This is a genomic window from Bradyrhizobium brasilense (assembly GCF_029714345.1).
GTDB lineage: Bacteria > Pseudomonadota > Alphaproteobacteria > Rhizobiales > Xanthobacteraceae > Bradyrhizobium > Bradyrhizobium australafricanum.
The window spans coordinates 4,845,372-4,864,967 of sequence record NZ_CP121669.1 but is presented as its reverse complement, the minus strand read 5'-3'; the positions used below and the strand labels follow the sequence as shown (position 1 = coordinate 4,864,967).

The window sequence follows — 19,596 nt, the reverse complement described above, 5'->3', positions numbered from 1 at the left end:
CGTCGAATCGGAACAAAAGGCACTTTGACGGATGCGAATTCTCTGCACCAATGATGACGGCATCCATGCCCCAGGCCTGCAGGTCGTCGAGCAGATCGCACGCGCGTTGTCCGACGACGTCTGGATCGTTGCCCCCGAGCTCGATCAGTCCGGCGTCTCGCATTCGCTGTCGCTCAACGATCCGCTGCGTCTGCGCGAGGTCAGCCCGCGTCACTTCGCGGTGCGCGGCACGCCGACCGATTGCGTCATCATGGGCGCGCGCCACATTCTCGGAGACAAGCTGCCCGATCTCGTGCTGAGCGGCGTCAACAAGGGCCGCAACGTCGCCGAGGACGTGGTCTATTCCGGCACCATCGCCGGCGCGCTCGAAGGCACCATTCTGGGCTTTCCGTCATTCGCGCTGTCGCAGGAATTCTCGATCGAGACGCGCAACGCGCCGCTGTGGGACACCGCGCTGAAATTCGGACCCGACATCATCCGCAAGGTGATCGGCGCCGGCGTCCCCAGAAACACCGTCATCAACGTCAACTTCCCGTCCTGCATGCCCGATGACGTGAAGGGCATCCGGATCACGCGGCAGGGCAAGCGCAATCAGGGGTTCCTGAAGATCGATCGCCGTCACGACGGACGCGGCAATCCATATTTCTGGATCGGCTTCGAGCGCGCGGCGATGATGGATGCGCCGGCCGAAGGCACCGATCTCGCCGCGCTTGCGGCGCGCTACGTCTCGGTCACACCGCTGCGGCTCGACCGCACCGATGAAGCATTTTCGGAAACGCTGATTGATACGCTGAAGTAATCCTCGGGGAATCTGTAGCCCGGATGGAGCGAAGCGAAATCCGGGACCCGTGTTGTGAAGTCCCCGGATTACGCTTCGCTCCATCCGGGCTACGCGCGTAACTTGCCGTTAAACCGGCGCGCCCTTCATCGCGCTGGAAATCACCTGGGCCAGCGTTTCCAACTGGAAGGGCTTTTGCAGCGCCGGACGGTCGCGATACTCCGGAGGCAGGCCGGACGAGCCATAGCCGGTCGCGAAGATGAAGGGGCGGTTGCGGGCGTTGATCAGTTCGGCGACCGGGGTGATCACCTTGCCATTGACGTTGACGTCGAGGATCGCGAGGTCGAATTCGGTCGATTGCGCAAGCTTGACCGCTTCGCCGATCTCGCCGGCCTCGGCCGCAACGCTATGGCCGAGTTCCTCCAGCATATCGGCGACCATCATTCGGATCATGACCTCGTCCTCTACGAGGAAAACTGAACAGCCCGCCGGCCGTATCGCTGTCATGATGGAATCCTTGCCCTTCCCTGAATCAGGCTCGCAAATAACATTACAGCGCGCAATGCAAACGTTCGGGAATTGGTCCGTTTCCGGCGCGCCACAGCGTTTTCCGCATCGCGCTGGCGGGCTTTGCTGCGCAAGATTTGCCCAACAGCCAACGAGGTGTGTTGGCCCTACGAGCGCCCTGATCTGCGCCACCCAGACGTTAACTGCGCATCGCCGCCGATTATATGTGAGGGAGCCGGGCCGGCGCCAATGCCAAATCTGGCGATGGTTCCTGGCCGGGAACAAAACGCGACGGGAAATTTTTCCTTAACGCGGTATTTCGGATTTCAATGGCATCTAGAGGGCAAGATTCCGCGCTGCCGCCCAGAGACGCTGATGAACATGGCCGTGAACCCCGATCCGACCGAGAAGATGATGTTTCAGCTGACCCTGCGGCGGCGTGGGGTGAGCGATCAGGCGGTGCTGCGTACGATGGAGGAGGTGCCGCGCGAGGTCTTCGTCGATCCGCGCGATCGCAACGAGGCCTATCGCGACAGCGCGCTTGCGATCGCCTGTGGGCAGACCATCAGCCAGCCTTTCGTCGTGGCCTACATGACCGAGCAGTTGAAACTGCAGAAGGACCATCGCGTGCTCGAGATCGGCACCGGCTCGGGCTATCAGGCGGCCGTGCTGTCCCGGTTGTGCAAGCAGGTGCTGACCATCGAGCGCTACCGGACGCTGGCCGACGGCGCCCGCAAGCGCCTCGAAAAGCTGGGTTATTACAATATCGAGGTGCTGCTCGGGGACGGCTTCGACATTCCGGCCGGGGCGGGCGACTTCGACCGCATCATCGTCACCGCGGCGATGGAGCAAATCCCGGAGAAGCTCTTGGAGCGGCTCGAACCCGGCGGCATCCTGATCGCCCCGGTCGGGCCGCATCAGGGTATCCAGACCCTCGTCCGCGTGGTGCGGACCGAGAACGGCTTCGACCGCAAGGAATTGGTCGACGTCCGCTTTGTGCCGGCGTTGCCGGGAATCGCGCGCGAATTGTAAATTTGGCGATTTGCTGCTTGGCACCAACGCCTTATTCGCAGGGTTAAGCGGTTATTTACTCGGTACGTGTTTACTCAAAACAGTCTTTTGTTGCGTACGAGTGAGTAACCATGTCTGGGGTTGTTGAGTTGCTTCGCTCGCGTCGCGTACCGCAGGTTGCGGTGCTGACGCTGATGTCCATGGCTTTTGCCGGTTGCAGCGCCGATATGTCGTCGCGCTTCTCGCAAAACTCCTACTCGCAAAATCCGTTTGCGTTTGATCCGCAGCCGACCGGCACCGTGCAGCAGGCGCCGCCGCCGCGCGAGTTGCCGCAATACGCGCGGCCGCGAACGCAACCGCAGTATTCGCAATACCAGTCACAGCCGTTGCCGCCGCCGGTCGCAGCGGCGCCGCAGTCCTATCCGGTCGCCAATGGCAATGCCGGCGTCTCCGGAGGAGGGCGCGGGGTCTCGTCCTACACGCCGCCGCCCGCGCGTCCGCAGATCGAATCCACCGGCACCGTTCCGCATTCGGTCGCCGCAGCCCCTGCCGGGCACAACGGCACCACCATCATCGTCGGCACCAGCGATACGCTGGAAGTGCTGGCACGCCGCTACAACGTCTCGACCGCCGAGATCCTGCGCGCCAACGGCTACAAGGGACCGCGCGCGCTGTCGCCCGGCCAGCAGCTGGTCATTCCGCGTCCGACCGCATCGGCCGCGGCGCCGGCAATGGCCGCACCGGCCGCGCGCCCTGTCGCCGTGGCAGCCGCGCCCGCCGGCGTCCACTATGTCAATCGCGGCGACACGCTGCACAGCATCGCGCGTCAGCACCACATCCCGGTGGCCGAGCTCGCCCGTGCCAACAATCTCGACCAGTCGGCCCGGCTCAGCCTCGGCATGAAGCTCGTGGTGCCCGGCGCCAAGACGGCGATGGCGGCACCCGCGCCCGTTGCGCAACCCGTTGCTGCCGCGCCCGTTGCTGCCGTTGCTCCGGCACCGGCGGTCGCAGCCCCGAAGGTCGTTGCAACCGCGCTGCCGCAGCAGAGCGCGCGGCTGGTCCAGCCGACCGCGACCGTCGAACAGCCGGCGGCTGCCGCTGAAGCGCCCGTCGTCACCAAGTCGAGCGAGGCCACCGGCGCGTTGCCGACCTTCCGCTGGCCGGTGCGCGGCAAGGTCATCACTGCCTACGGCTCGAAGACCAACGGCAAGGTCAATGACGGCATCAACGTCGCGGTCCCCGAGGGCACGCCGGTGAAAGCGGCCGAAGACGGCGTCGTCGCCTATTCGGGCAATGAGCTGAAGGGCTACGGCAATCTCGTGCTGGTTCGCCATTCCAACGGCTACGTCACAGCCTACGCCCATGCGAGCGAAATCCTGGTGAAGCGCGGCGATACCATCAAGCGCGGTCAGGTAATTGCCAAGTCGGGCCAGTCCGGCGAGGCGGGTTCGCCGCAGCTCCACTTCGAGATCCGCAAGGGATCGTCGCCGGTCGATCCGCTCCAGTTCCTCAACGGCGCGTAAGCTACGCGTCGGGACTTCAAGGGACTTCCAAGTCTCACAACAAAGACAGCGGGGGAGGCGCAAGCCTCCCCCGTTTTGTTTTGACGATTGCAGCGACGATTACTTGCCGCTCAGCCGCGTAGCCCGGATGGAGTGAAGCGAAATCCGGGAGCTCACTCGCGGAGTGCACCGATCCCGGTGACGGGAGGGCTATGCCTCCCATTCCTGTTAATGGCCACTAAGCCGCACGCCGAGCCGGCCTGCGAGTTCCTGCGTGTACTGCCAGGCGACGCGGCCCGAGCGCGAGCCGCGGGTGGTCGACCATTCGAGCGCCTCGCGCTCGAGTTCGTCCTCGGCGATCTTGATGCCGTAATGGTCACAATAGCCCCTCACCATCGCGAGGTATTCGTCCTGACTGCAGCGGTGGAAGCCGAGCCAGAGGCCGAAGCGGTCCGACAGCGACACCTTTTCCTCGACCGCTTCGCCGGGATTGATCGCGGTCGAGCGTTCGTTCTCGATCATCTCGCGCGCCAGCAGATGCCGCCGGTTCGAGGTCGCATAGAGGATGACGTTGTCGGGGCGCCCCTCGATGCCGCCTTCCAGCACGGCCTTCAGCGACTTGTATGAGGCATCGTTGCCGTCGAACGAGAGGTCGTCGCAGAACACGATGAAGCGGAAGGAGGAGCTGCGCAGCAGCTCCATCAGGCCGGGCAGGCTCTCGATGTCCTCGCGGTGGATCTCGATCAGCTTCAGCCGGTCGGCCGGCTTGCGGTCGAGATTGATGCTGGCATGGGCGGCCTTGACCAGCGACGACTTGCCCATGCCGCGGGCGCCCCAGAGCAGCGCATTGTTGGCGGGCAGGCCGTCGGCGAAGCGCTCGGTGTTCTCCATCAGGATATCGCGCATCCGGTCGACGCCCTTGAGCAGGCCGATCTCGACGCGGCTGACGCGCGGCACCGGGGCGAGGCGCCCGTCCGGATGCCAGACGAAGGCGTCCGCGGCGCCGAAGGTCTCGGCCGGATCGAGGGCCGGGGAGGCGTCCGCGAGGCGGCTGGCGATGACCTCCAGGGCGTTCGCGATCCGCTCGGCCGCTGCGCCGTCGAGCGCCGTTACCGGGCGTTTTGTCGCGGCGTTTTCAGCACGCTTGGCGGCAGCCTTGGGGGTGGTTTTGCGGGTTGTTTTACTGGTCGTTTTCTTGGCTTTTTTCGGCATTTGTCCAGTTCCTGACGGCGCAGCCTTATCGGGCTGGCGGCGGTCCCGCAAGCGCCCTAAATGAAGGTCCGTTAACGTTGCAATTGGGACCGCGGCCGCTATAGTCCGCGCGAATTTGTCCGGACCGCCATACCGCCCCGAATCCGAGGGCGCTGCCGGTTCTTTCCCGTCTTATCCGAGGATCGTCCGAATGCTGATTACTCCTGCGTTTGCCCAGGCTGGAGCGACTGGTGACACCAACAGCATGTTGATGTCGCTGCTGCCATTCGCGCTGATCTTCGTCATCATGTACTTCCTGATTCTGCGCCCGCAGCAGAAGAAAGTGCGCGACCATGCGGACCTCGTGAAGAACATCCGCCGCGGCGACACCGTGGTGACCTCGGGCGGCCTCGTCGGCAAGGTGACCAAGGTGGTCGACGACGACCAGATCGAGTTCGAGATTTCGGACGGCGTTCGCGTGCGCCAGATGCGCCAGATGATCTCGAGTGTGCGTACCAAGGGTGAGCCGGCGAAGGGCGACGCCAAGGACGAGGCGTCCGCGAGCTGATTGCCGCGGCGCTTTTTTGGAATCTGACGGGTCAACTCGATGTTGTATTTCACGCGGTGGCGAGCGCTGGGGATTATCCTGACAGCGCTGGTGGTCTGCCTGTGCGCCGTGCCCAATTTCTTCCCCGAAGCGCAGGTGAAGACCTGGCCGGCCTGGGCGCAGCGGCGCCTGGTCCTCGGCCTCGATTTGCAGGGCGGCTCCTATCTGCTGCTCGAAGTCGACTCCAACTACGTGAAGAAGGAGAAGCTCGACCAGATCCGCGACGACGTCCGGAAGGTGCTTCGTGAAGCCAAGATCGGCTACACCGGGCTCAACACGCGTAACGACGCGGTGGAAGTCCGCATCTCCAAGGAAGGCGACCAGGCGACGGCGCTGTCGAAGCTCCGCGAGCTGTCGCAGCCGCTCGGCGGCCTGCTCGGCTCCAGCGGCCAGCGCAGCCTCGAGGTTGCCGACGCCGGCGGCGGCCTGATCCGCCTGACGGTCCCGCAAGCCGCGATCACCGAGCGCATCCGGCAGACCATCGAGCAATCGATCCAGATCGTCGAACGGCGCGTCAACGAGCTCGGCACGGTCGAGCCGGTGATCCAGCGTCAGGGCACCGACCGCATCCTGGTCCAGGTGCCGGGCCTGCAGGACCCGACCCGCCTGAAGGAGCTGCTCGGCAAGACCGCGAAGATGGAATTCCGCATGGTCGACAGCTCGGTGTCGCCGGACCAGGCCCAGCAGGGCCGCCTGCCACCGGACTCCGAGCTCTTGATGAGCGCGTCGCCGCCGCCGGTTCCGTATGTCGTCAAGAAGCAGGTTCTGGTTTCCGGAGGCGAGCTCTCCGATGCCCAGCCCGGCTTTGACCAGCGCACCGGCGAGGCGATCGTCAGCTTCAAGTTCAATACGTCGGGAGCGCGCAAATTTGCCCAGGCGACGGCCGAAAATGTCGGCCAGCCGTTTGCGATCGTGCTCGACAACAAGGTGATCTCGGCACCCGTGATCCGTGAGCCGATTACCGGCGGACAGGGCCAGATCTCCGGCAGCTTCACCGTGCAGTCGGCCAACGATCTGGCGATCCTGATGCGCGCCGGCGCGCTGCCGGCGCCGCTGACCGTGATCGAGGAGCGCACCGTCGGCCCCGGCCTCGGACAGGACTCGATCGAGAAGGGCGAGCTCGCGGCCTATGTCGGCTCGATCCTGGTCATCGTGTTCATGCTGATCACCTATCGGCTGTTCGGCGTGTTCGCCAACATCGCGGTGGCGATCAACGTCGCCATGATTTTCGGACTGCTGTCGCTGCTCAACGCCACGCTGACGTTGCCGGGCATCGCCGGCATCGTGCTGACCGTCGGCATCGCGGTCGACTCCAACGTGCTGATCTACGAGCGCATCCGCGAGGAACTGCGCGGCGGCCGCAACGCGATCTCGGCGATCGACGCCGGCTTCAAGCGGGCATTGGCGACCATCCTCGACTCCAACATCACCACCTTCATCGCCGCCGCCGTGCTGTTCTACATCGGCACCGGACCGGTCCGCGGCTTTGCCGTGACGCTCGGCATCGGCATCATCACCACGGTGTTCACCGCCTTTACCCTGACGCGCCTGATCGTCGCCGGCTGGGTGCGGTGGAAGCGGCCGCAAACCGTGCCGATCTGAGAGGCCTGTTGTGACTCATACCGTTCTCATTGGCCTTGGTATCCTGATTACCGTGCTGACCGTGGTCGCGGCGCTCGGCCTGCTGCCGGCGCTGCGCATTGTGCCTGACGACACGCATTTCGACTTCACCCGCTTTCGTCGCATCAGCTTCCCGATCTCGGCGCTGCTCTCGATCCTTGCCATCACGCTGTTCTTCACCCACGGCCTGAATTTCGGCATCGACTTCAAGGGCGGTACGCTGCTGGAGGTGCAGGCCAAATCCGGCACCGCCGACATTGCCGCGATGCGCACGACCTTGAACGGCCTTGGGCTCGGCGAGGTGCAGCTGCAGCAGTTCGGCGGTCCGGCGGAAGTCCTGATCCGCGTCGCCGAGCAGCCCGGCGGCGACAAGGCGCAGCAGGATGCGGTGACGAAAGTGCGCGGCGCGCTCGGCGAATCCGTCGATTACCGGCGCGTCGAGGTGGTGGGACCGCGCGTCTCCGGCGAACTGCTGGCCTACGGCATGATCGGCCTGATGTTCGCGATCATGGGCATCCTGATCTACCTCTGGTTCCGGTTCGAATGGCAGTTCGCGCTCGGCGCCATGATCGCCAACGTCCACGATATCGTGCTCACGATCGGCTTCATGTCGATCACCCAGGTCGATTTCGACCTCACCAGCATCGCGGCGCTGCTGACGATTCTCGGCTATTCGCTCAACGATACCGTCGTCATCTACGACCGTATCCGCGAGATGCTGCGGCGCTACAAGAAGATGCCGATGCCGCAGTTGCTGAACGAATCGATCAATTCGACGCTGTCGCGCTCGATCATCACCCACGTCACCGTGACGCTGGCGCTGCTCGCACTGCTGCTGTTCGGCGGCCAGGCGATCCACAGCTTCACCGCGGTCATGATGTTCGGCGTGGTGCTGGTCGGCACCTACACCTCGATTTTCATCGCGGCGCCGATCCTGATCTATCTCGGCGTTCACACCACGCGGGGTGGAGAGGCGGCGCAGGACGCGCCGGCCAAGAAGCCGGACACGGCGGCAGCCAAGAAGTAGCCGGTCATGAGCAACTCCTCGGACGCTCCCCATCTTCCGAGGTCGGCGCCGATCGAGGCCTACGGCAAGGGCGGCTTCGCGTTTGCCGATATGTCGCACCGCGGCTCGCTCTTGTGCCTGCCTGACTCGATCTGGGCCTGGCCGGTCACCAGGCCGCAGGAGATCGACGAATACTCGCTGCAAAAGGTATTCGCGGCCGCCAATGCGATCGACACGCTGATCGTCGGCACCGGCACCGACGTCTGGGTCCCGCCGAAGGGCCTGCGCGAGGCCCTGCGGGCCGTGCGGGTGGTGCTCGATCCGATGCAGACGGGACCTGCGATCCGCACCTACAACATCATGCTGGGCGAGCGGCGTCGCGTCGCGGCGGCGCTGATCGCGGTGCCATGAGCGCGACAGAGGCACCGAAGGACGGCGCGGCCTTCTGCGCCGATCTGGTGCGGAGCCATGACTTCGTACGCTACGCGTCGACCTTGTTCCTGCCGGGTCCGGAACGGCGCGCGATGCTTGCGATCTACGCCTTCAACATCGAGGTCTCGCGCGTGCACGAGCAGGTCAGCCAGCCGCTGCCCGGCGAGATGCGGCTGCAATGGTGGACCGACATGCTGGCCGGTGCGGGCCATGGCGGCGTCGAGGGCAATCCGGTCGCGGCAGAACTGCTGCACACGATCCGCAATCACCGTCTGCCGGTCTCGCCATTCTCGCGGCTGGTCGAGGAGCACCAGTTCGATCTCTACAACGATCCAATGCCGTCGCTGGCCGCGCTCGAGGGCTATCTCGACGCCACGACCTCAGTGTTGTTCTCGCAGGCGACGCGCGTGGTGGCGCGGCCGTCGGAGGCGATCGATCATCTGGCCCGTCATGCGGGTCTTGCCCAGGGCATGGCGCAAGTCATCGCTTCGCTCGGCCGCGACGCCTCACGGCATCAGCTGTTTCTGCCGTTACAGCTGCTGCAGCAGCACGGCGGCAGCAAGGAGGAGGTGTTTGCCGGCAAGGTGACGCCGAACATCCGTGCCGCGATCGATCAGCTTGCGGACGAGGCCCAGGGCCATCTCAAGACCTCGTTCGGGCTGCTTGCGGATGTCCCGTCCGGCGTGAGGCCGATCTTCCTGCCGCTCGCCCACGTCAGGCGCGAGCTGAATCGGGCGAGGAGGAACGACTACGACCCGTTCCTGCCGAAGCCGGTTTCGCGCCTGCGCACGCTCTGGACGTTGTGGCGAGCCGCGCGCACGGAGGAGTTCGGTCGCTAGCTCTGCTCTTTCGAGATGTGCTTGGTGAAGATCCGGATCGTTCTGCCCTTGACCATCGGGCCGCTGTCATAGATGTCGGATGCGATCTGTTCGACCGCGTCGCGCAGTGCAACGAACTGGGCCTGCCGCGCCATGCTCGCCGTTCCACGCGTGCCGGCCAGCTCGTCCAGTGCGGCGTCGCTGATCTGGCATTCGATTTCCTGGTCGCCGTTCATCATGGTGAATCCGAACGCCAGTCGTTCGGAATCGTATCCCCCGATCCGGCCACGGGTGAGTGGCATTAAACTTGTCCCTTGAGCGCGCTACCCCTCGCAAAGAGTGAAGCTTCGCGCCGCGTTTGTCGAGGGCCACGCGCCGACAAGCGCGCTCTAACCCGCCGGCCGGTCCATCTCGGCGACTTCAAAATTGAAGCGGTCGCGCAAATTCTTGCGTTGCTCGAGGATGTCCTTGAGGAACTCGCGATCGGCGTCGCTGCGCATCATCGGCTCGATCAGGTCGATCTGGTTCATGGCGACGAGCTGCAGGATTTCGGTGCGCGGCTTGCCGGCGGCATCGCGCGGCAGCGCGTGCACGACCTGGATGTGTTCGGGCGGCTTGACGCCCCCGGCCGCGGTAAGCTCACTGCGCAGCGTCTTTTCCAGCGCGGACTGGTCCGCCTCGACGAAGGCGTAGAGTCCGACGCCGACGCGCCGGTCGGCAAAGGCGACAATCGCGGTGTCGCGCACCTGCGGATTCTTGCGGATCAGATCGATCAATACCGGGGCGTCGTTGACCAGCCTCCGGCCGCCGCCTTCGCGGTCGGTGAAATTGAAGATGCCGCGCGTGATCGCCTGATAGACCTTCTTGCCGGTCTTGAGCCAGATGCTGGCGACCGCGGACTTCTTCGCGAGCACCTTGCGCTCCTTCGGCGTCAACGCCTCCGGCGCGTAGCTGCGCTTGTGCTTCAACAGATGCCGCAGATCCTCATAGGCGGCGATGCGGAACAGCCGGCTGCGGGTCTTGAAGCAGGCGGCAAGCTGGAAGTCGGTGAGGTAGGCGCGGCCATCGCGGCCGACCAGCCAGTTCTGCTCCTTGGCGAGATCGTTGTGGCAGATGCCGGCGCGATGCAGCTTGCGCAACGCGGCCTTGGCGGAACGAAAATAGGCGACGTCGCCGTGCGGCTTCGCCAGATGCAGCGCCGCGCCGTCGATGAAGCCACGCACCAGCGCGCGACGGCCGGCCCACAACAGCTTCGGCCCGACGTCGAGGTCGCGTGCCAAGGTCAGCGCGCGGCGCTCGCGGGAGAATAGATGCAGCGCCAGGGCGAACGACCAGAACGGCACCTGATCGAGCCGGCGCAGCACGCCGTCGACCTCGCCGTCATCGGCGCGGAAGCGGCCGCGCTCGACGGTCGAGAACACGTCGCGCTTGAGCAGCACGCCCTGGCTCCACCGCACCGACAGGGTGGCGTCATCGTCTTTCGGCAAGCTCATGACTGTCAGGCCGCGGCCGCAACGCGCAGATGCTCTGCGATCCAATGGTCGAGATCGGCGAGCGCGCGCGCGCTGATCGCCTGCTTTTTGGCGACGGTCTTCTCGTTGCCGCGCAGCCGCGAGCCGTCGGGCTTTTTGGTCGGCGCACTGGCCAGCGGCGGGAACAGACCGAAATTGATGTTCATCGGCTGGAACGAGCGCGAGCCGCCCTCGATCGTTTCGATGTGGCCGCCGGTGATGTGGCCGAGCAGCGCGCCGAGCGCGGTCGTCGCCGGCGGTGGTGTCAGCGCGGCACCGCGCATGTCGGCGGCGGCGCAAAGGCCGGCGATCAGGCCGACGCTGGCCGACTCGACGTACCCCTCGCAGCCCGTCATCTGCCCGGCGAAGCGCAGCCGCGGCTGCGCGCGCAGACGCAACTGCCCGTCGAGCAGCTTCGGCGAATTCAGGAAGGTGTTGCGATGCAGGCCGCCGAGGCGCGCGAACTCCGCGTTCTCGAGGCCGGGGATGGTGCGGAACACGCGCTGCTGCACGCCGTGCTTCAGCTTGGTCTGGAAGCCGACGATGTTGTAGAGCGTGCCGAGCTTGTTGTCCTGCCGCAGCTGGACGATCGCATACGGCTTGACCGTCGGGTTGTGCGGATTGGTCAATCCCACCGGCTTCATCGGCCCGTGGCGCAGCGTCTCGTGACCGCGCTCGGCCATCACCTCGACCGGCAGGCAGCCGTCGAAATAGGGCGTGTTGGTCTCCCAGTCCTTGAAGTCGACCTTCTCGCCGTCGAGCAGCGCCGCGACGAAGGCGTCATACTGCTCCTTCGTCATCGGGCAGTTGATGTAGTCGGCGCCGGTGCCGCCGGGGCCGACCTTGTCGTAGCGCGATTGAAACCAGGCCACCGACATATCAATGGAATCCTTGTGCACGATCGGCGCGATCGCGTCGAAGAATGCCAGCGCGCTCTCGTCGGTCAGCTGCCTGATGGCGTCGGCAAGCGGTGCCGAGGTGAGGGGACCGGTTGCGACGATGACGTTGCTCCAGTCGGCCGGCGGCAGCCCTGCGACTTCCTCCCGGCTGATCTCGATCAGCGGATGTTCGTTGAGCACCTTGGTGACGGCGGCCGAAAAGCCGTCGCGGTCGACCGCCAGCGCGCCGCCGGCGGGCACCTGGTTGGCGTCGGCCGAGCGCATGATCAGGGAGCCCAGCCGCCGCATCTCCGCGTGCAGCAGCCCGACCGCGTTGTTGGCGGCATCGTCGGAGCGGAAGGAGTTCGAGCAGACCAGTTCGGCGCAGCCTTCGGTCCGATGCGCCTCGGTCATCCGGTGCGGGCGCATTTCGTGCAGCACGGCGCGGACGCCGGCATTGGCGACCTGCCAGGCGGCTTCCGAGCCGGCGAGCCCCGCGCCCACGATGTGCACGGGTTGGGAAGAGGATTGATGCGGTGTCATCGCGCAGCGTTAGCGCGTTTTGATCTCATATGCATCTGAAACCGCACCACAAACGACAACGCCCGCTGTGGAAGCGGGCGTTATCCGTTTAGCAGATGGCTTGCGGCCGATTAGCCGTTGTAGGTGCCGGCGGCAACGCGCGGAATGTCCGAGCGGTCGAGGCCGATATCGGCGAGTTCGCGATCGCTGAGCTGGGACAGTTCGCTGACATTGCGCTGATAATCCCGGAAAGCCTGGATCATGCGGATGAGCGAGAGCAACATGGTAGTCTCCTAGTAATTCAGATTCAGCTTTTCTAAAGCCTCATCGTTGAAGTGAATATAGATGATATAGTGCAGTGCGGTAGTTCCGATGTTGCGATGCAGCTAAGCTCAAAACGCATAGCGGCGGTAAGTTCCGGTTAACCGTTTGGCGCATCGAGCCAGGTCCGGTGGACCAAAGTTCCGCAGAGCCGGACGACGGCGCAAAAATCTTCTTGAGATCAGTGAGTTAGAAGCATGGTGGTGGCTTGAACTACGCCGTTCATATGGTAATTACGGACCGTTCGGTCAAGGGATGACGCGCGTCTGACGCTAGATCACGGCGGCGTGTTCCATGCGTGATTCGCATGCGGAATATTGCTGTATGAATGATTTTATATTCATAGTATGATGGGGCGGCACCTAGGCGGACGCAGCGTCAATCAGTCGCATTGACGTCGGAGGTAATTTGGTCATCCCGCCCGCTCAGATTTTCGCCTGCCGCGCGAACGCGCTGCTGATTATCGGAAGTGCAGCTCGATTGAAGTGAACGCATCGAGCAAAGCTATTGCGGCGCCGCTTCCTTACCGACATGTAATCAAAACACTATGCAACGCATGCGCGATGCGCGCGCAGCGCTCATCACGTTTGTATCGCGCGAAGTTCATTCTGAACGGTGCCGGGAACAGCGAATAATCGTTCCGCAGATTCCGCAATCACGCTGGGATCTGTCCAAGAACAACAGATGGATCATCCCATGATTAAGACATTGATCGCAGCAGCCACCGTGGCTGCCGTTGCCTACGCTGTCGCTCCCGCTCAGGCCGCGCATCGTCATCACGCGGGCCTCGGCTGCAGCGGCGCCAATCTCGGCAAGACCGAAGCTGCAGTCGAAGCTATGGCTGACAATGAGGTCAAATTCGCGGCGGAGAAGGAAGTCTCGCTCGCTCAGGACGCGATGCTGAACAACCAGTGGGGTGCTTGCGGCGCGCATCTCAGCAAGGCTGCCGAAGCCAGCATGGCGAAGTAGGTTTTGATCATGGCGATAGGGGCCGATTGCCTGGGGCAGTCGGCCCTTTTTGATTCATCCGTAGCTGAACCAGCTTTGATCGTGTCAGAGCAGAAGGTTGGCCTCATCCTTGGCTCGCTGCGCCACGCAAGCTGGTGTGAAAGCGCTAGGGAGCCTTGGCGAGTTGGATGGCGAAGTAGCCGATCGTCTTGGCGTACACTTCGCTCTTGTTCCACTGCTGGATCACCGCAAAATTCTCGCTGCCGGGCTCCCAGCCCTTGCCCTTCTTCCAGCCATAGCTCTTCAGGTAGTTCGCCGTCGACGCCAGCACGTCGGGCACGTTGTGCAGGAGGTCGCGCTTGCCGTTGCCGTCGAAGTCGACCGCGAACTTGATGTAGGACGACGGCATGAATTGAGTCTGGCCGATCTCGCCGGCCCAGGCGCCGCGCATCTCCTGCGGCGGCAGATCGCCGCGCTCGACGATGCGCAAGGCATCCATCAACTCGGCCTTGAACATGTCGGAGCGGCGGCAATCATAGGCGAGCGTCGCCAGCGAACGTATGGTCGGAAACTTTCCGGTGTTGACGCCGAAATCGGTCTCCAGTCCCCAGATCGCGACCAGGATTTCGCCCGGTACGCCGTAGGCCTCCTCGATTCGCGACAGCACCGAGCCGTAGCGCTTCATCATGTCGGAGCCGCGATTGAGCCGCGGCGGCACCATGCGGCCCGAGAATTGCTCGAAGGTCTGGCTGAACACCTGCTGCGAATGGTCTCGAGCGAGGATCGCCTTGTCCTGCGTGACGCCAGCCAGCCCGGCCTGGATCGCGTTCTGCGAAATGCCCTTCGTCGCAGCCTCTTTCTTGAAATCGTCGAGCCAGGATTCGAACGTGCCCGTGCCGCATTGAGCGGCCAGCGCCGATGCCGTCGAGGTCAGGAGCCACGCGCCGATGGCGAGCGTGCGAAAGCAAGAGCGAGAGGTCATAGGCAATTCACTCCGGAGTCTACGATGTCATCGATTGGTCGCGAAAGGCGGCGGGTATGTTCGCGGCAACAGCGGCCAAAACAAGGCTCGTGACCGAGCCGTTTTTTCTCAGGTCGCGCTGCAAATGCCACGCCAGTTTCACACCCATTTGACGATCCTGAACGACAAACCGCCGGCCGAACATATCGGCCGGCGGTTGCTTTGACGTTTACGAATTCGGGTTAGCGGCGCTTAGCCGCGATCGCTGCGCCGCCACGGAAACAGATTGGCCGGAAAGTCCGCGGCGGGCTTGCGCTCGCGCGGTTCGGGGATCACCGGCCGCGCATTCGGATCCTTGACGATGACCTCGCGATAGAGATGCCAGGTGGCGTGACCGAGCAGCGGGATCACCACGGCAAGCCCGAGGAAGAACGGGATCGTGCCCAGCACCAGCAGCACCGCGACGATCAGGCCCCAGGCCGCCATCGGCACCGGGTTCTGTGCGACGGCGCGCATCGACGTCACCATGGCTTCGCCGGCGGTCGCCTGGCGGTCGAGCATCATGGGGAAGGCGATCACGCTGATGCAAAGCGCGACGAGCGCGAACAGGAAGCCGACGCCGCAGCCGACCACGATGAGCCACCAGCCTTGCTGGGTGGTCAGCACGCGCGCGGCAAAATCGGGAATGTTGGCCGCGGTCTCATAGCCGAACACCGCCGTGTAGATCGCCTGGGCGGTGGCGATCCAGGTCACGAACAGCGCGAACAGCAGCGTTCCGACCCCAAGCATCGCGCCGAATGACGGTGAACGGAATACCTCCATGGCATCCCAGGCAGATGCTTCCCCGCCGTCCTCGCGGCGGCGGCTCATCTCGTAGAGGCCGATGGCGGCAAACGGGCCGAGCAGGGCAAAGCCCGCGGCCAGCGGAAACAGCAGGGGCAGCACGGAATAGCCGTGCACGGTGCGCGCAAGCACGAGGCCGAGCACAGGATAGATCAGGCAGAGGACGATGGCGTGACTTGGCACCGCCTTGAAGTCTTCCCAGCCGAGACGCAGCGCATGATGCAAATCGGACAGGCCGATGGTGCGGATGACCGGCGCAGACGCGGCGCCTTGTCCGCTCTGCGTCATCGAACTGACATTGCCTTGGTATGACGTGGCCATGGTCGTTGTCTCCCTCTGGGCGGTCGCATCTGGCGCCCGGCATGCGGGCACAAACCTGCCGCCTCTCGAAGCGATCACGATCAAGCCAGACGCGAAAGACAGAGCAGGGAACTGGCCGTGTCGCGAACTGTAAAACGAGGGTACTCCCAAACTGTGCCAAAAGCACTCACGCTTAAGTGAATGTCGCATTGGCAAGCTATGGAGGGGGCGATAGACTTGAACTGCGACCTCGGTCAGGCGCCCAAGGCCGTCTGGCCTTCACATCTCAACTCTCTTGGGAGCGAACGATGAGCATTTTCGGAAAAATCATGGGCGCGATCTTCGGCAGTAGCGCCACCGCTGCGCCCGCCGGCGGAACGGCCACAAGCGCAGCTCCCGCCGGTGGATCCGGCAGCGCATCGTCGTCTCCTGCCGCAGTGCCCGCCGGCGCGGCGCCGGCGCAGTCCGTTGACGTCGCCCCGATCCTCGACAAGGCGGTTGCCGCCAAGGGCGAGAAGCTCGAGTGGCGGACCTCGATCGTCGACCTGATGAAGGCGCTCGACATCGACTCCAGCCTGTCGGCCCGCAAGGAGCTCGCCAAGGAGCTCGGCTACACCGGCGACACCAACGATTCCGCCAGCATGAACATCTGGCTGCACAAGCAGGTGATGACCAAGCTCGCGGCCAATGGCGGCAAGCTGCCCCCCGACATCAAGCACTGACGGGATCATCCTCCCGCGCATAGAAAGGGCCCGCACCAACGCGGGCCCTTTTTTATCGACCGGCGAACATCTATAGATCGGCCAACAACAACAAGGAGAACGCCCATGACTGATCTCGATCGCCGGACGATGCTTGCGACCGGCGCCCTCGCACTGGCCGGCGCCGCCGCGCAATCCGCGCCTGCCCATGCCGAGGCCGCGCCGAAGGCGATGTTTCCGGTCGCGGCCGTGACGATCCCGATCGTCGGCGCCAGCGAGGTGTTCCAGGTTCGCCGCATCTACTGCATCGGCCGTAACTACGCCGCGCACGCTATCGAGCGCGGTTCGGATCCGACGCGCGAGCCGCCGTTCTTCTTCCAGAAGCCGACGGATGCGATCCAGAATGTCGCGATCGGCACCGTGGCCGATCATCCCTATCCGTCGCTGACCAAGAACTATCACCACGAGGTCGAGCTGGTCGCCGCGCTGAAATCCGGCGGCACCAATATTCCGGCCGACAAGGCGCTCGATCACGTCTATGGCTACGCGCTCGGCCTCGACATGACGCGGCGCGATTTGCAGAACGGCATGGCCGCGGAGAAGAAGCCGTGGGAGATCGGCAAGAGCTTTGACCATGCCGCGGTGCTCGGGCCGATCCATCCGGCTGATAAGACCGGCCATTTCACGCAAGGGGCGATCTCGCTCGCGATCAACGGCACGGTGCGACAGAGCTCGGATCTGAAGAACATGATCTGGAGCGTCGCCGAGCAGATCGCAAAGCTGTCCGAGGCATTCGAGCTGAAGGCCGGCGACATCATCTATTCCGGTACGCCGGAGAACGTCGGCCCGGTGGTCAAGGGCGACGTGCTGCTGTGCAAGCTCGAGGGCCTGCCCGACATGTCGATCAAGATCGTCTGACGAACGCGGCGCAAAAGCGTTTTCGAGCGAAGTGGATACCGGTTCGCGTAAAGAAAACGCGTCATAAGGAACAGCTAGAGCCCCCTTCCGATTCCAACGGAACAGAACGGGCTCTAGTGTCCCGAATCCGAAGTTCGCATCATTTGCCGCACCTTCGGAGCGAACTTCGGATTCGATAAGGACACTAGCAAACTTATGATTCTAGTGTGCTTTATGAATGCGAAGTTCGTGAAAGTGGCTGCCGCGAAATCGCACGAACTTCGCATTCAGCACACTAGCCGGCAAGGTCCGCGTATTCCGGATGCTTGTTGAGGTAATCCACCACGAAACCGCAGCCGGCGATCACCTTGCGGCCGTCGGCGCGGATCAGATCCAGCGCACCCTTGACCAGCTCCGATGCGATGCCGCGGCCGCGCAGGGCGCGCGGTGTCTCGGTATGGGTGATGATGACGGCCGCGGGCGTCCGCCGGTAGTTCGCAAAAGCGAGGCCGCCCTCGGTGTCGAGTTCGAAGCGGTTTTGGTCCCTGTTGTCGCGGACGGCGGCCATCGCAAAATCCCGGTTGATTCGCAGGCCCTGATGTAAGCGTGTGAACCCGCCGATGCAAAGCCGCGACCAACCCGCAAATTGGCATTTGTGGATTGACGACATGCGCATTTTGGTCTGCCTGACCGCCGTGTTGCTCGGCGCCGCGTTGACGCTTCCAGACCCGCCGCAAGCTGCCGCCGGCGACGATCCGAGCTGGCAGACCTGCGTCGGCCTGACGACGGCGCCCGGCGACCGCGTGGCCGCGTGCACCACGGTGATCGACGGCAAGACCGAGACCGGCAAGCGGCTGGCCGGGGCCTATTGCAATCGCGGCCATGGGCTGACCGAGAAGCGCGAGCTCGATGCAGCGCTCGCTGATCTCAACGAGGCCATCAAGCTCGATCCCGCCTATGCCTGCGCCTATACCAATCGCGGCCGCGTCTACGCCTTCAAGCACGATCTCGATCATGCGATTGCCGACTACGACGAGGCGATCCGGATCGATCCGGCGTTCGCGCTGGCCTACAACAACCGCGGCGATGCCTGGCTCAACAAGGGCGATCTCGACCGCGCGCTGGCCGATCTCAGCCTCGCCATCAAATACAATCCGCAGCTCGCCACCGCCTATGGCAATCGCGGCTTCGTCTACTACCGCAAGCGCGACGCGGCGCATGCGATCGCCGACTTCACCACCGAGATCAAGCTCGGGCCCAACGTGCTCGCCTACATCAACCGCGGCAATGTCTATCGCGATACCGAGCAGCTCGATCGCGCAGCCGCCGATTACGGCGAGGCGGCGAAGATCGCGCCGACCGATGCGCGCGGCTGGCGCAACCGCGGCATGATCCGTCTCTTTCAGGGGGACAACAAGGGCGGGCTCGCCGATTACGACAAGGCGCTGCAATACGATCCGAACGACGTCTATTCCTGGAATAATCGCGGCCAGGCCAAGCTGCGGCTCGGCGACAAGAAGGGCGCGGCGGCCGATTTCCGCAAGGCGCTCGAACTGCAGCCCGATTTGCAGAGCGCCAAGGGAGCGCTGGCGCGGCTCGGCGGAGCGCGGTGACATCGTGCCGGCAACGATCGCACCTGCCGCGTCGCACATACGCGGGACGGGCCTTGCGGATGGATGCAGTTCGATTACGTTTGATGACAGACATACGCCCCTGATGCGGCTGGATGGTCGTCTGGTACGGAGTGGCGGAGCCGGCCGCCGACGTATGCCTCTTGTCGGAGGAGGTTCGTCATGTCGGACAATCGTTTCTTCAACACACACCGTCCCTGGGAGGACTGGCTCGGCATGCTGCTCGGCGTGCTGATCATGGTCTCGCCCTGGTTTCCGATGCAGGTGAGCGGCGCCGTCGATATCGAGCGCAGCCACCTCGTCCTCAACAGCTTCATCGTCGGCATGCTGGTGCTCGGCATCGCCCAGCTCGAATATGTCGCGCTGCACCGCTGGGAGGAGGTGGCCAGCATCCTGCTCGGTCTCTGGCTGATGGCATCGCCCATGGTCTTTGGTTACGCCGAGGACCACGCGCTGCAGTTCTGGCACATCCTGCTCGGCGCGCTGGTCGCCTTTATAGGCGCGTTGCAGCTGTGGCAGGACTGGAACCTGAGCGAGCAGGAACTCGCCAAGCACCCGCAGTAGCGGGCTGGGCAGAAAACAACGGGTTGACCGCCGCCGGCGCGCGGTAT

The 19,596-nt window shown here is 64.0% G+C and carries 23 protein-coding genes; 13 read left to right on the top strand and 10 right to left on the bottom strand.

Annotation, left to right across the window (positions count from 1 at the left end; all coding sequences use genetic code 11):
* The first annotated feature begins 31 nt into the window (after positions 1 to 31).
* Positions 32 to 799 (top strand): 5'/3'-nucleotidase SurE, encoded by a 768-nt coding sequence (gene surE / locus QA635_RS22920; protein ID WP_028332131.1) that lies wholly within the window; start codon positions 32 to 34, stop codon positions 797 to 799.
* Positions 800 to 907: 108 nt separating this feature from the next.
* Here surE and QA635_RS22915 read toward each other — a convergent pair whose 3' ends face one another.
* Positions 908 to 1,285 carry a response regulator gene (locus tag QA635_RS22915; protein ID WP_026192734.1) on the bottom strand — a complete coding sequence of 126 codons (378 nt, stop codon included), beginning with the start codon at positions 1,283 to 1,285 and terminating at the stop codon, positions 908 to 910.
* 375 nt (positions 1,286 to 1,660) lie between these two features.
* On the opposite strand from QA635_RS22915, the gene QA635_RS22910 reads away from it, so the two are divergent.
* Complete coding sequence (locus QA635_RS22910) at positions 1,661 to 2,317, top strand: protein-L-isoaspartate(D-aspartate) O-methyltransferase (protein ID WP_283061583.1); 657 nt, start codon at positions 1,661 to 1,663, stop codon at positions 2,315 to 2,317.
* 110 nt (positions 2,318 to 2,427) lie between these two features.
* Positions 2,428 to 3,819 carry a LysM peptidoglycan-binding domain-containing M23 family metallopeptidase gene (locus tag QA635_RS22905; RefSeq protein ID WP_076828627.1) on the top strand — a complete coding sequence of 464 codons (1,392 nt, stop codon included), beginning with the start codon at positions 2,428 to 2,430 and terminating at the stop codon, positions 3,817 to 3,819.
* A gap of 207 nt (positions 3,820 to 4,026) precedes the next feature.
* Here QA635_RS22905 and QA635_RS22900 read toward each other — a convergent pair whose 3' ends face one another.
* Positions 4,027 to 5,010, bottom strand: coding sequence for an ATP-binding protein (locus tag QA635_RS22900; RefSeq protein WP_283061581.1), 984 nt, complete (start codon positions 5,008 to 5,010; stop codon positions 4,027 to 4,029).
* A gap of 190 nt (positions 5,011 to 5,200) precedes the next feature.
* Between QA635_RS22900 and yajC the strand changes: the two genes are divergently transcribed.
* Genes yajC through QA635_RS22875 form a run of 5 tightly spaced genes read left to right on the top strand, consistent with a single transcriptional unit; the run spans position 5,201 to position 9,493 of the window.
* Entirely contained in the window at positions 5,201 to 5,557 is a 357-nt protein-coding gene (gene yajC / locus QA635_RS22895; RefSeq protein WP_283061579.1) for a preprotein translocase subunit YajC, read from the top strand.
* 39 nt (positions 5,558 to 5,596) lie between these two features.
* Entirely contained in the window at positions 5,597 to 7,198 is a 1,602-nt protein-coding gene (secD, locus tag QA635_RS22890) for a protein translocase subunit SecD (RefSeq protein ID WP_016846892.1), read from the top strand.
* Between the two features lie 10 nt (positions 7,199 to 7,208).
* Positions 7,209 to 8,243 carry a protein translocase subunit SecF gene (gene secF / locus QA635_RS22885; RefSeq protein WP_028342066.1) on the top strand — a complete coding sequence of 345 codons (1,035 nt, stop codon included), beginning with the start codon at positions 7,209 to 7,211 and terminating at the stop codon, positions 8,241 to 8,243.
* Between the two features lie 6 nt (positions 8,244 to 8,249).
* Positions 8,250 to 8,633, top strand: a complete 384-nt coding sequence (locus QA635_RS22880) for an Mth938-like domain-containing protein (RefSeq protein WP_018271534.1) — start codon at positions 8,250 to 8,252, stop codon at positions 8,631 to 8,633.
* A complete protein-coding gene (locus tag QA635_RS22875; RefSeq protein ID WP_283061575.1) occupies positions 8,630 to 9,493 on the top strand; it encodes a phytoene/squalene synthase family protein in 864 nt (287 codons plus the stop codon). The genes QA635_RS22880 and QA635_RS22875 overlap by 4 nt, the downstream gene beginning before the upstream one ends.
* On the opposite strand, the gene QA635_RS22870 is transcribed toward QA635_RS22875, so the two are convergent.
* The 4 genes from QA635_RS22870 to QA635_RS22855 form a co-directional block, all read right to left on the bottom strand.
* On the bottom strand, positions 9,490 to 9,711 hold the full coding sequence (locus QA635_RS22870; protein ID WP_283061573.1) for a DUF1488 family protein: 222 nt from the start codon (positions 9,709 to 9,711) through the stop codon (positions 9,490 to 9,492). The two genes, QA635_RS22875 and QA635_RS22870, sit on opposite strands and share 4 nt — an antisense overlap.
* Positions 9,712 to 9,861: 150 nt before the next feature.
* Positions 9,862 to 10,965 carry a serine/threonine protein kinase gene (locus tag QA635_RS22865; protein WP_229193119.1) on the bottom strand — a complete coding sequence of 368 codons (1,104 nt, stop codon included), beginning with the start codon at positions 10,963 to 10,965 and terminating at the stop codon, positions 9,862 to 9,864.
* 5 nt (positions 10,966 to 10,970) lie between these two features.
* Positions 10,971 to 12,404 (bottom strand): methylenetetrahydrofolate--tRNA-(uracil(54)-C(5))-methyltransferase (FADH(2)-oxidizing) TrmFO, encoded by a 1,434-nt coding sequence (gene trmFO, locus QA635_RS22860; RefSeq protein ID WP_283061572.1) that lies wholly within the window; start codon positions 12,402 to 12,404, stop codon positions 10,971 to 10,973.
* A 110-nt stretch (positions 12,405 to 12,514) separates the two neighbouring features.
* Positions 12,515 to 12,667, bottom strand: a complete 153-nt coding sequence (locus QA635_RS22855) for a DUF1127 domain-containing protein (RefSeq protein WP_016846063.1) — start codon at positions 12,665 to 12,667, stop codon at positions 12,515 to 12,517.
* A 721-nt stretch (positions 12,668 to 13,388) separates the two neighbouring features.
* Between QA635_RS22855 and QA635_RS22850 the strand changes: the two genes are divergently transcribed.
* Positions 13,389 to 13,673 carry a hypothetical protein gene (locus tag QA635_RS22850; RefSeq protein WP_057018525.1) on the top strand — a complete coding sequence of 95 codons (285 nt, stop codon included), beginning with the start codon at positions 13,389 to 13,391 and terminating at the stop codon, positions 13,671 to 13,673.
* Between the two features lie 145 nt (positions 13,674 to 13,818).
* Here the strand turns inward: QA635_RS22850 and QA635_RS22845 are convergent, their stop codons facing one another.
* From QA635_RS22845 to QA635_RS22835, 3 genes are all read right to left on the bottom strand, one after another.
* A complete protein-coding gene (locus QA635_RS22845; protein WP_283061570.1) occupies positions 13,819 to 14,634 on the bottom strand; it encodes a lytic murein transglycosylase in 816 nt (271 codons plus the stop codon).
* A 19-nt stretch (positions 14,635 to 14,653) separates the two neighbouring features.
* Positions 14,654 to 14,782 (bottom strand): hypothetical protein, encoded by a 129-nt coding sequence (locus tag QA635_RS22840; protein WP_283061568.1) that lies wholly within the window; start codon positions 14,780 to 14,782, stop codon positions 14,654 to 14,656.
* Between the two features lie 83 nt (positions 14,783 to 14,865).
* On the bottom strand, positions 14,866 to 15,777 hold the full coding sequence (locus QA635_RS22835; RefSeq protein ID WP_076828616.1) for a DUF2189 domain-containing protein: 912 nt from the start codon (positions 15,775 to 15,777) through the stop codon (positions 14,866 to 14,868).
* A gap of 287 nt (positions 15,778 to 16,064) precedes the next feature.
* Here QA635_RS22835 and QA635_RS22830 point away from each other — a divergent pair, with 287 nt between their 5' ends.
* Together QA635_RS22830 and QA635_RS22825 are read left to right on the top strand one after the other, a co-directional pair.
* Positions 16,065 to 16,478, top strand: a complete 414-nt coding sequence (locus QA635_RS22830; protein ID WP_212058276.1) for a DUF3597 domain-containing protein — start codon at positions 16,065 to 16,067, stop codon at positions 16,476 to 16,478.
* Positions 16,479 to 16,583: 105 nt separating this feature from the next.
* The gene (locus tag QA635_RS22825; protein ID WP_069278405.1) at positions 16,584 to 17,375 is read left to right on the top strand and encodes a fumarylacetoacetate hydrolase family protein; all 792 of its coding nucleotides are present in this window, start codon (positions 16,584 to 16,586) and stop codon (positions 17,373 to 17,375) included.
* 274 nt (positions 17,376 to 17,649) lie between these two features.
* On the opposite strand, the gene QA635_RS22820 is transcribed toward QA635_RS22825, so the two are convergent.
* A complete protein-coding gene (locus QA635_RS22820; RefSeq protein ID WP_050384345.1) occupies positions 17,650 to 17,922 on the bottom strand; it encodes a GNAT family N-acetyltransferase in 273 nt (90 codons plus the stop codon).
* Between the two features lie 100 nt (positions 17,923 to 18,022).
* Between QA635_RS22820 and QA635_RS22815 the strand changes: the two genes are divergently transcribed.
* Together QA635_RS22815 and QA635_RS22810 are read left to right on the top strand one after the other, a co-directional pair.
* The gene (locus QA635_RS22815) at positions 18,023 to 18,967 is read left to right on the top strand and encodes a tetratricopeptide repeat protein (protein WP_283061565.1); all 945 of its coding nucleotides are present in this window, start codon (positions 18,023 to 18,025) and stop codon (positions 18,965 to 18,967) included.
* 180 nt (positions 18,968 to 19,147) lie between these two features.
* Positions 19,148 to 19,549, top strand: a complete 402-nt coding sequence (locus QA635_RS22810) for an SPW repeat protein (protein WP_057018520.1) — start codon at positions 19,148 to 19,150, stop codon at positions 19,547 to 19,549.
* Positions 19,550 to 19,596 lie beyond the last annotated feature (47 nt).

What these genes read in the sequence shown, in the direction of transcription:
- QA635_RS22855 (WP_016846063.1), bottom strand. Translation starts at nt 12,667, where the DNA reads ATGTTGCTCTCGCTCATCCGCATGATCCAGGCTTTCCGGGATTATCAG.
- QA635_RS22845 (WP_283061570.1), bottom strand. Translation starts at nt 14,634, where the DNA reads ATGACCTCTCGCTCTTGCTTTCGCACGCTCGCCATCGGCGCGTGGCTC.
- QA635_RS22830 (WP_212058276.1), top strand. Translation starts at nt 16,065, where the DNA reads ATGAGCATTTTCGGAAAAATCATGGGCGCGATCTTCGGCAGTAGCGCC.
- QA635_RS22865 (WP_229193119.1), bottom strand. Translation starts at nt 10,965, where the DNA reads ATGAGCTTGCCGAAAGACGATGACGCCACCCTGTCGGTGCGGTGGAGC.
- QA635_RS22835 (WP_076828616.1), bottom strand. Translation starts at nt 15,777, where the DNA reads ATGGCCACGTCATACCAAGGCAATGTCAGTTCGATGACGCAGAGCGGA.
- QA635_RS22875 (WP_283061575.1), top strand. Translation starts at nt 8,630, where the DNA reads ATGAGCGCGACAGAGGCACCGAAGGACGGCGCGGCCTTCTGCGCCGAT.
- yajC (WP_283061579.1), top strand. Translation starts at nt 5,201, where the DNA reads ATGCTGATTACTCCTGCGTTTGCCCAGGCTGGAGCGACTGGTGACACC.
- QA635_RS22900 (WP_283061581.1), bottom strand. Translation starts at nt 5,010, where the DNA reads ATGCCGAAAAAAGCCAAGAAAACGACCAGTAAAACAACCCGCAAAACC.
- QA635_RS22815 (WP_283061565.1), top strand. Translation starts at nt 18,023, where the DNA reads ATGCGCATTTTGGTCTGCCTGACCGCCGTGTTGCTCGGCGCCGCGTTG.
- QA635_RS22825 (WP_069278405.1), top strand. Translation starts at nt 16,584, where the DNA reads ATGACTGATCTCGATCGCCGGACGATGCTTGCGACCGGCGCCCTCGCA.
- QA635_RS22915 (WP_026192734.1), bottom strand. Translation starts at nt 1,285, where the DNA reads ATGACAGCGATACGGCCGGCGGGCTGTTCAGTTTTCCTCGTAGAGGAC.
- secD (WP_016846892.1), top strand. Translation starts at nt 5,597, where the DNA reads ATGTTGTATTTCACGCGGTGGCGAGCGCTGGGGATTATCCTGACAGCG.
- QA635_RS22840 (WP_283061568.1), bottom strand. Translation starts at nt 14,782, where the DNA reads ATGGGTGTGAAACTGGCGTGGCATTTGCAGCGCGACCTGAGAAAAAAC.
- QA635_RS22880 (WP_018271534.1), top strand. Translation starts at nt 8,250, where the DNA reads ATGAGCAACTCCTCGGACGCTCCCCATCTTCCGAGGTCGGCGCCGATC.
- QA635_RS22905 (WP_076828627.1), top strand. Translation starts at nt 2,428, where the DNA reads ATGTCTGGGGTTGTTGAGTTGCTTCGCTCGCGTCGCGTACCGCAGGTT.
- surE (WP_028332131.1), top strand. Translation starts at nt 32, where the DNA reads ATGCGAATTCTCTGCACCAATGATGACGGCATCCATGCCCCAGGCCTG.
- trmFO (WP_283061572.1), bottom strand. Translation starts at nt 12,404, where the DNA reads ATGACACCGCATCAATCCTCTTCCCAACCCGTGCACATCGTGGGCGCG.
- QA635_RS22820 (WP_050384345.1), bottom strand. Translation starts at nt 17,922, where the DNA reads ATGGCCGCCGTCCGCGACAACAGGGACCAAAACCGCTTCGAACTCGAC.
- QA635_RS22810 (WP_057018520.1), top strand. Translation starts at nt 19,148, where the DNA reads ATGTCGGACAATCGTTTCTTCAACACACACCGTCCCTGGGAGGACTGG.
- QA635_RS22850 (WP_057018525.1), top strand. Translation starts at nt 13,389, where the DNA reads ATGGATCATCCCATGATTAAGACATTGATCGCAGCAGCCACCGTGGCT.
- QA635_RS22870 (WP_283061573.1), bottom strand. Translation starts at nt 9,711, where the DNA reads ATGATGAACGGCGACCAGGAAATCGAATGCCAGATCAGCGACGCCGCA.
- QA635_RS22910 (WP_283061583.1), top strand. Translation starts at nt 1,661, where the DNA reads ATGAACATGGCCGTGAACCCCGATCCGACCGAGAAGATGATGTTTCAG.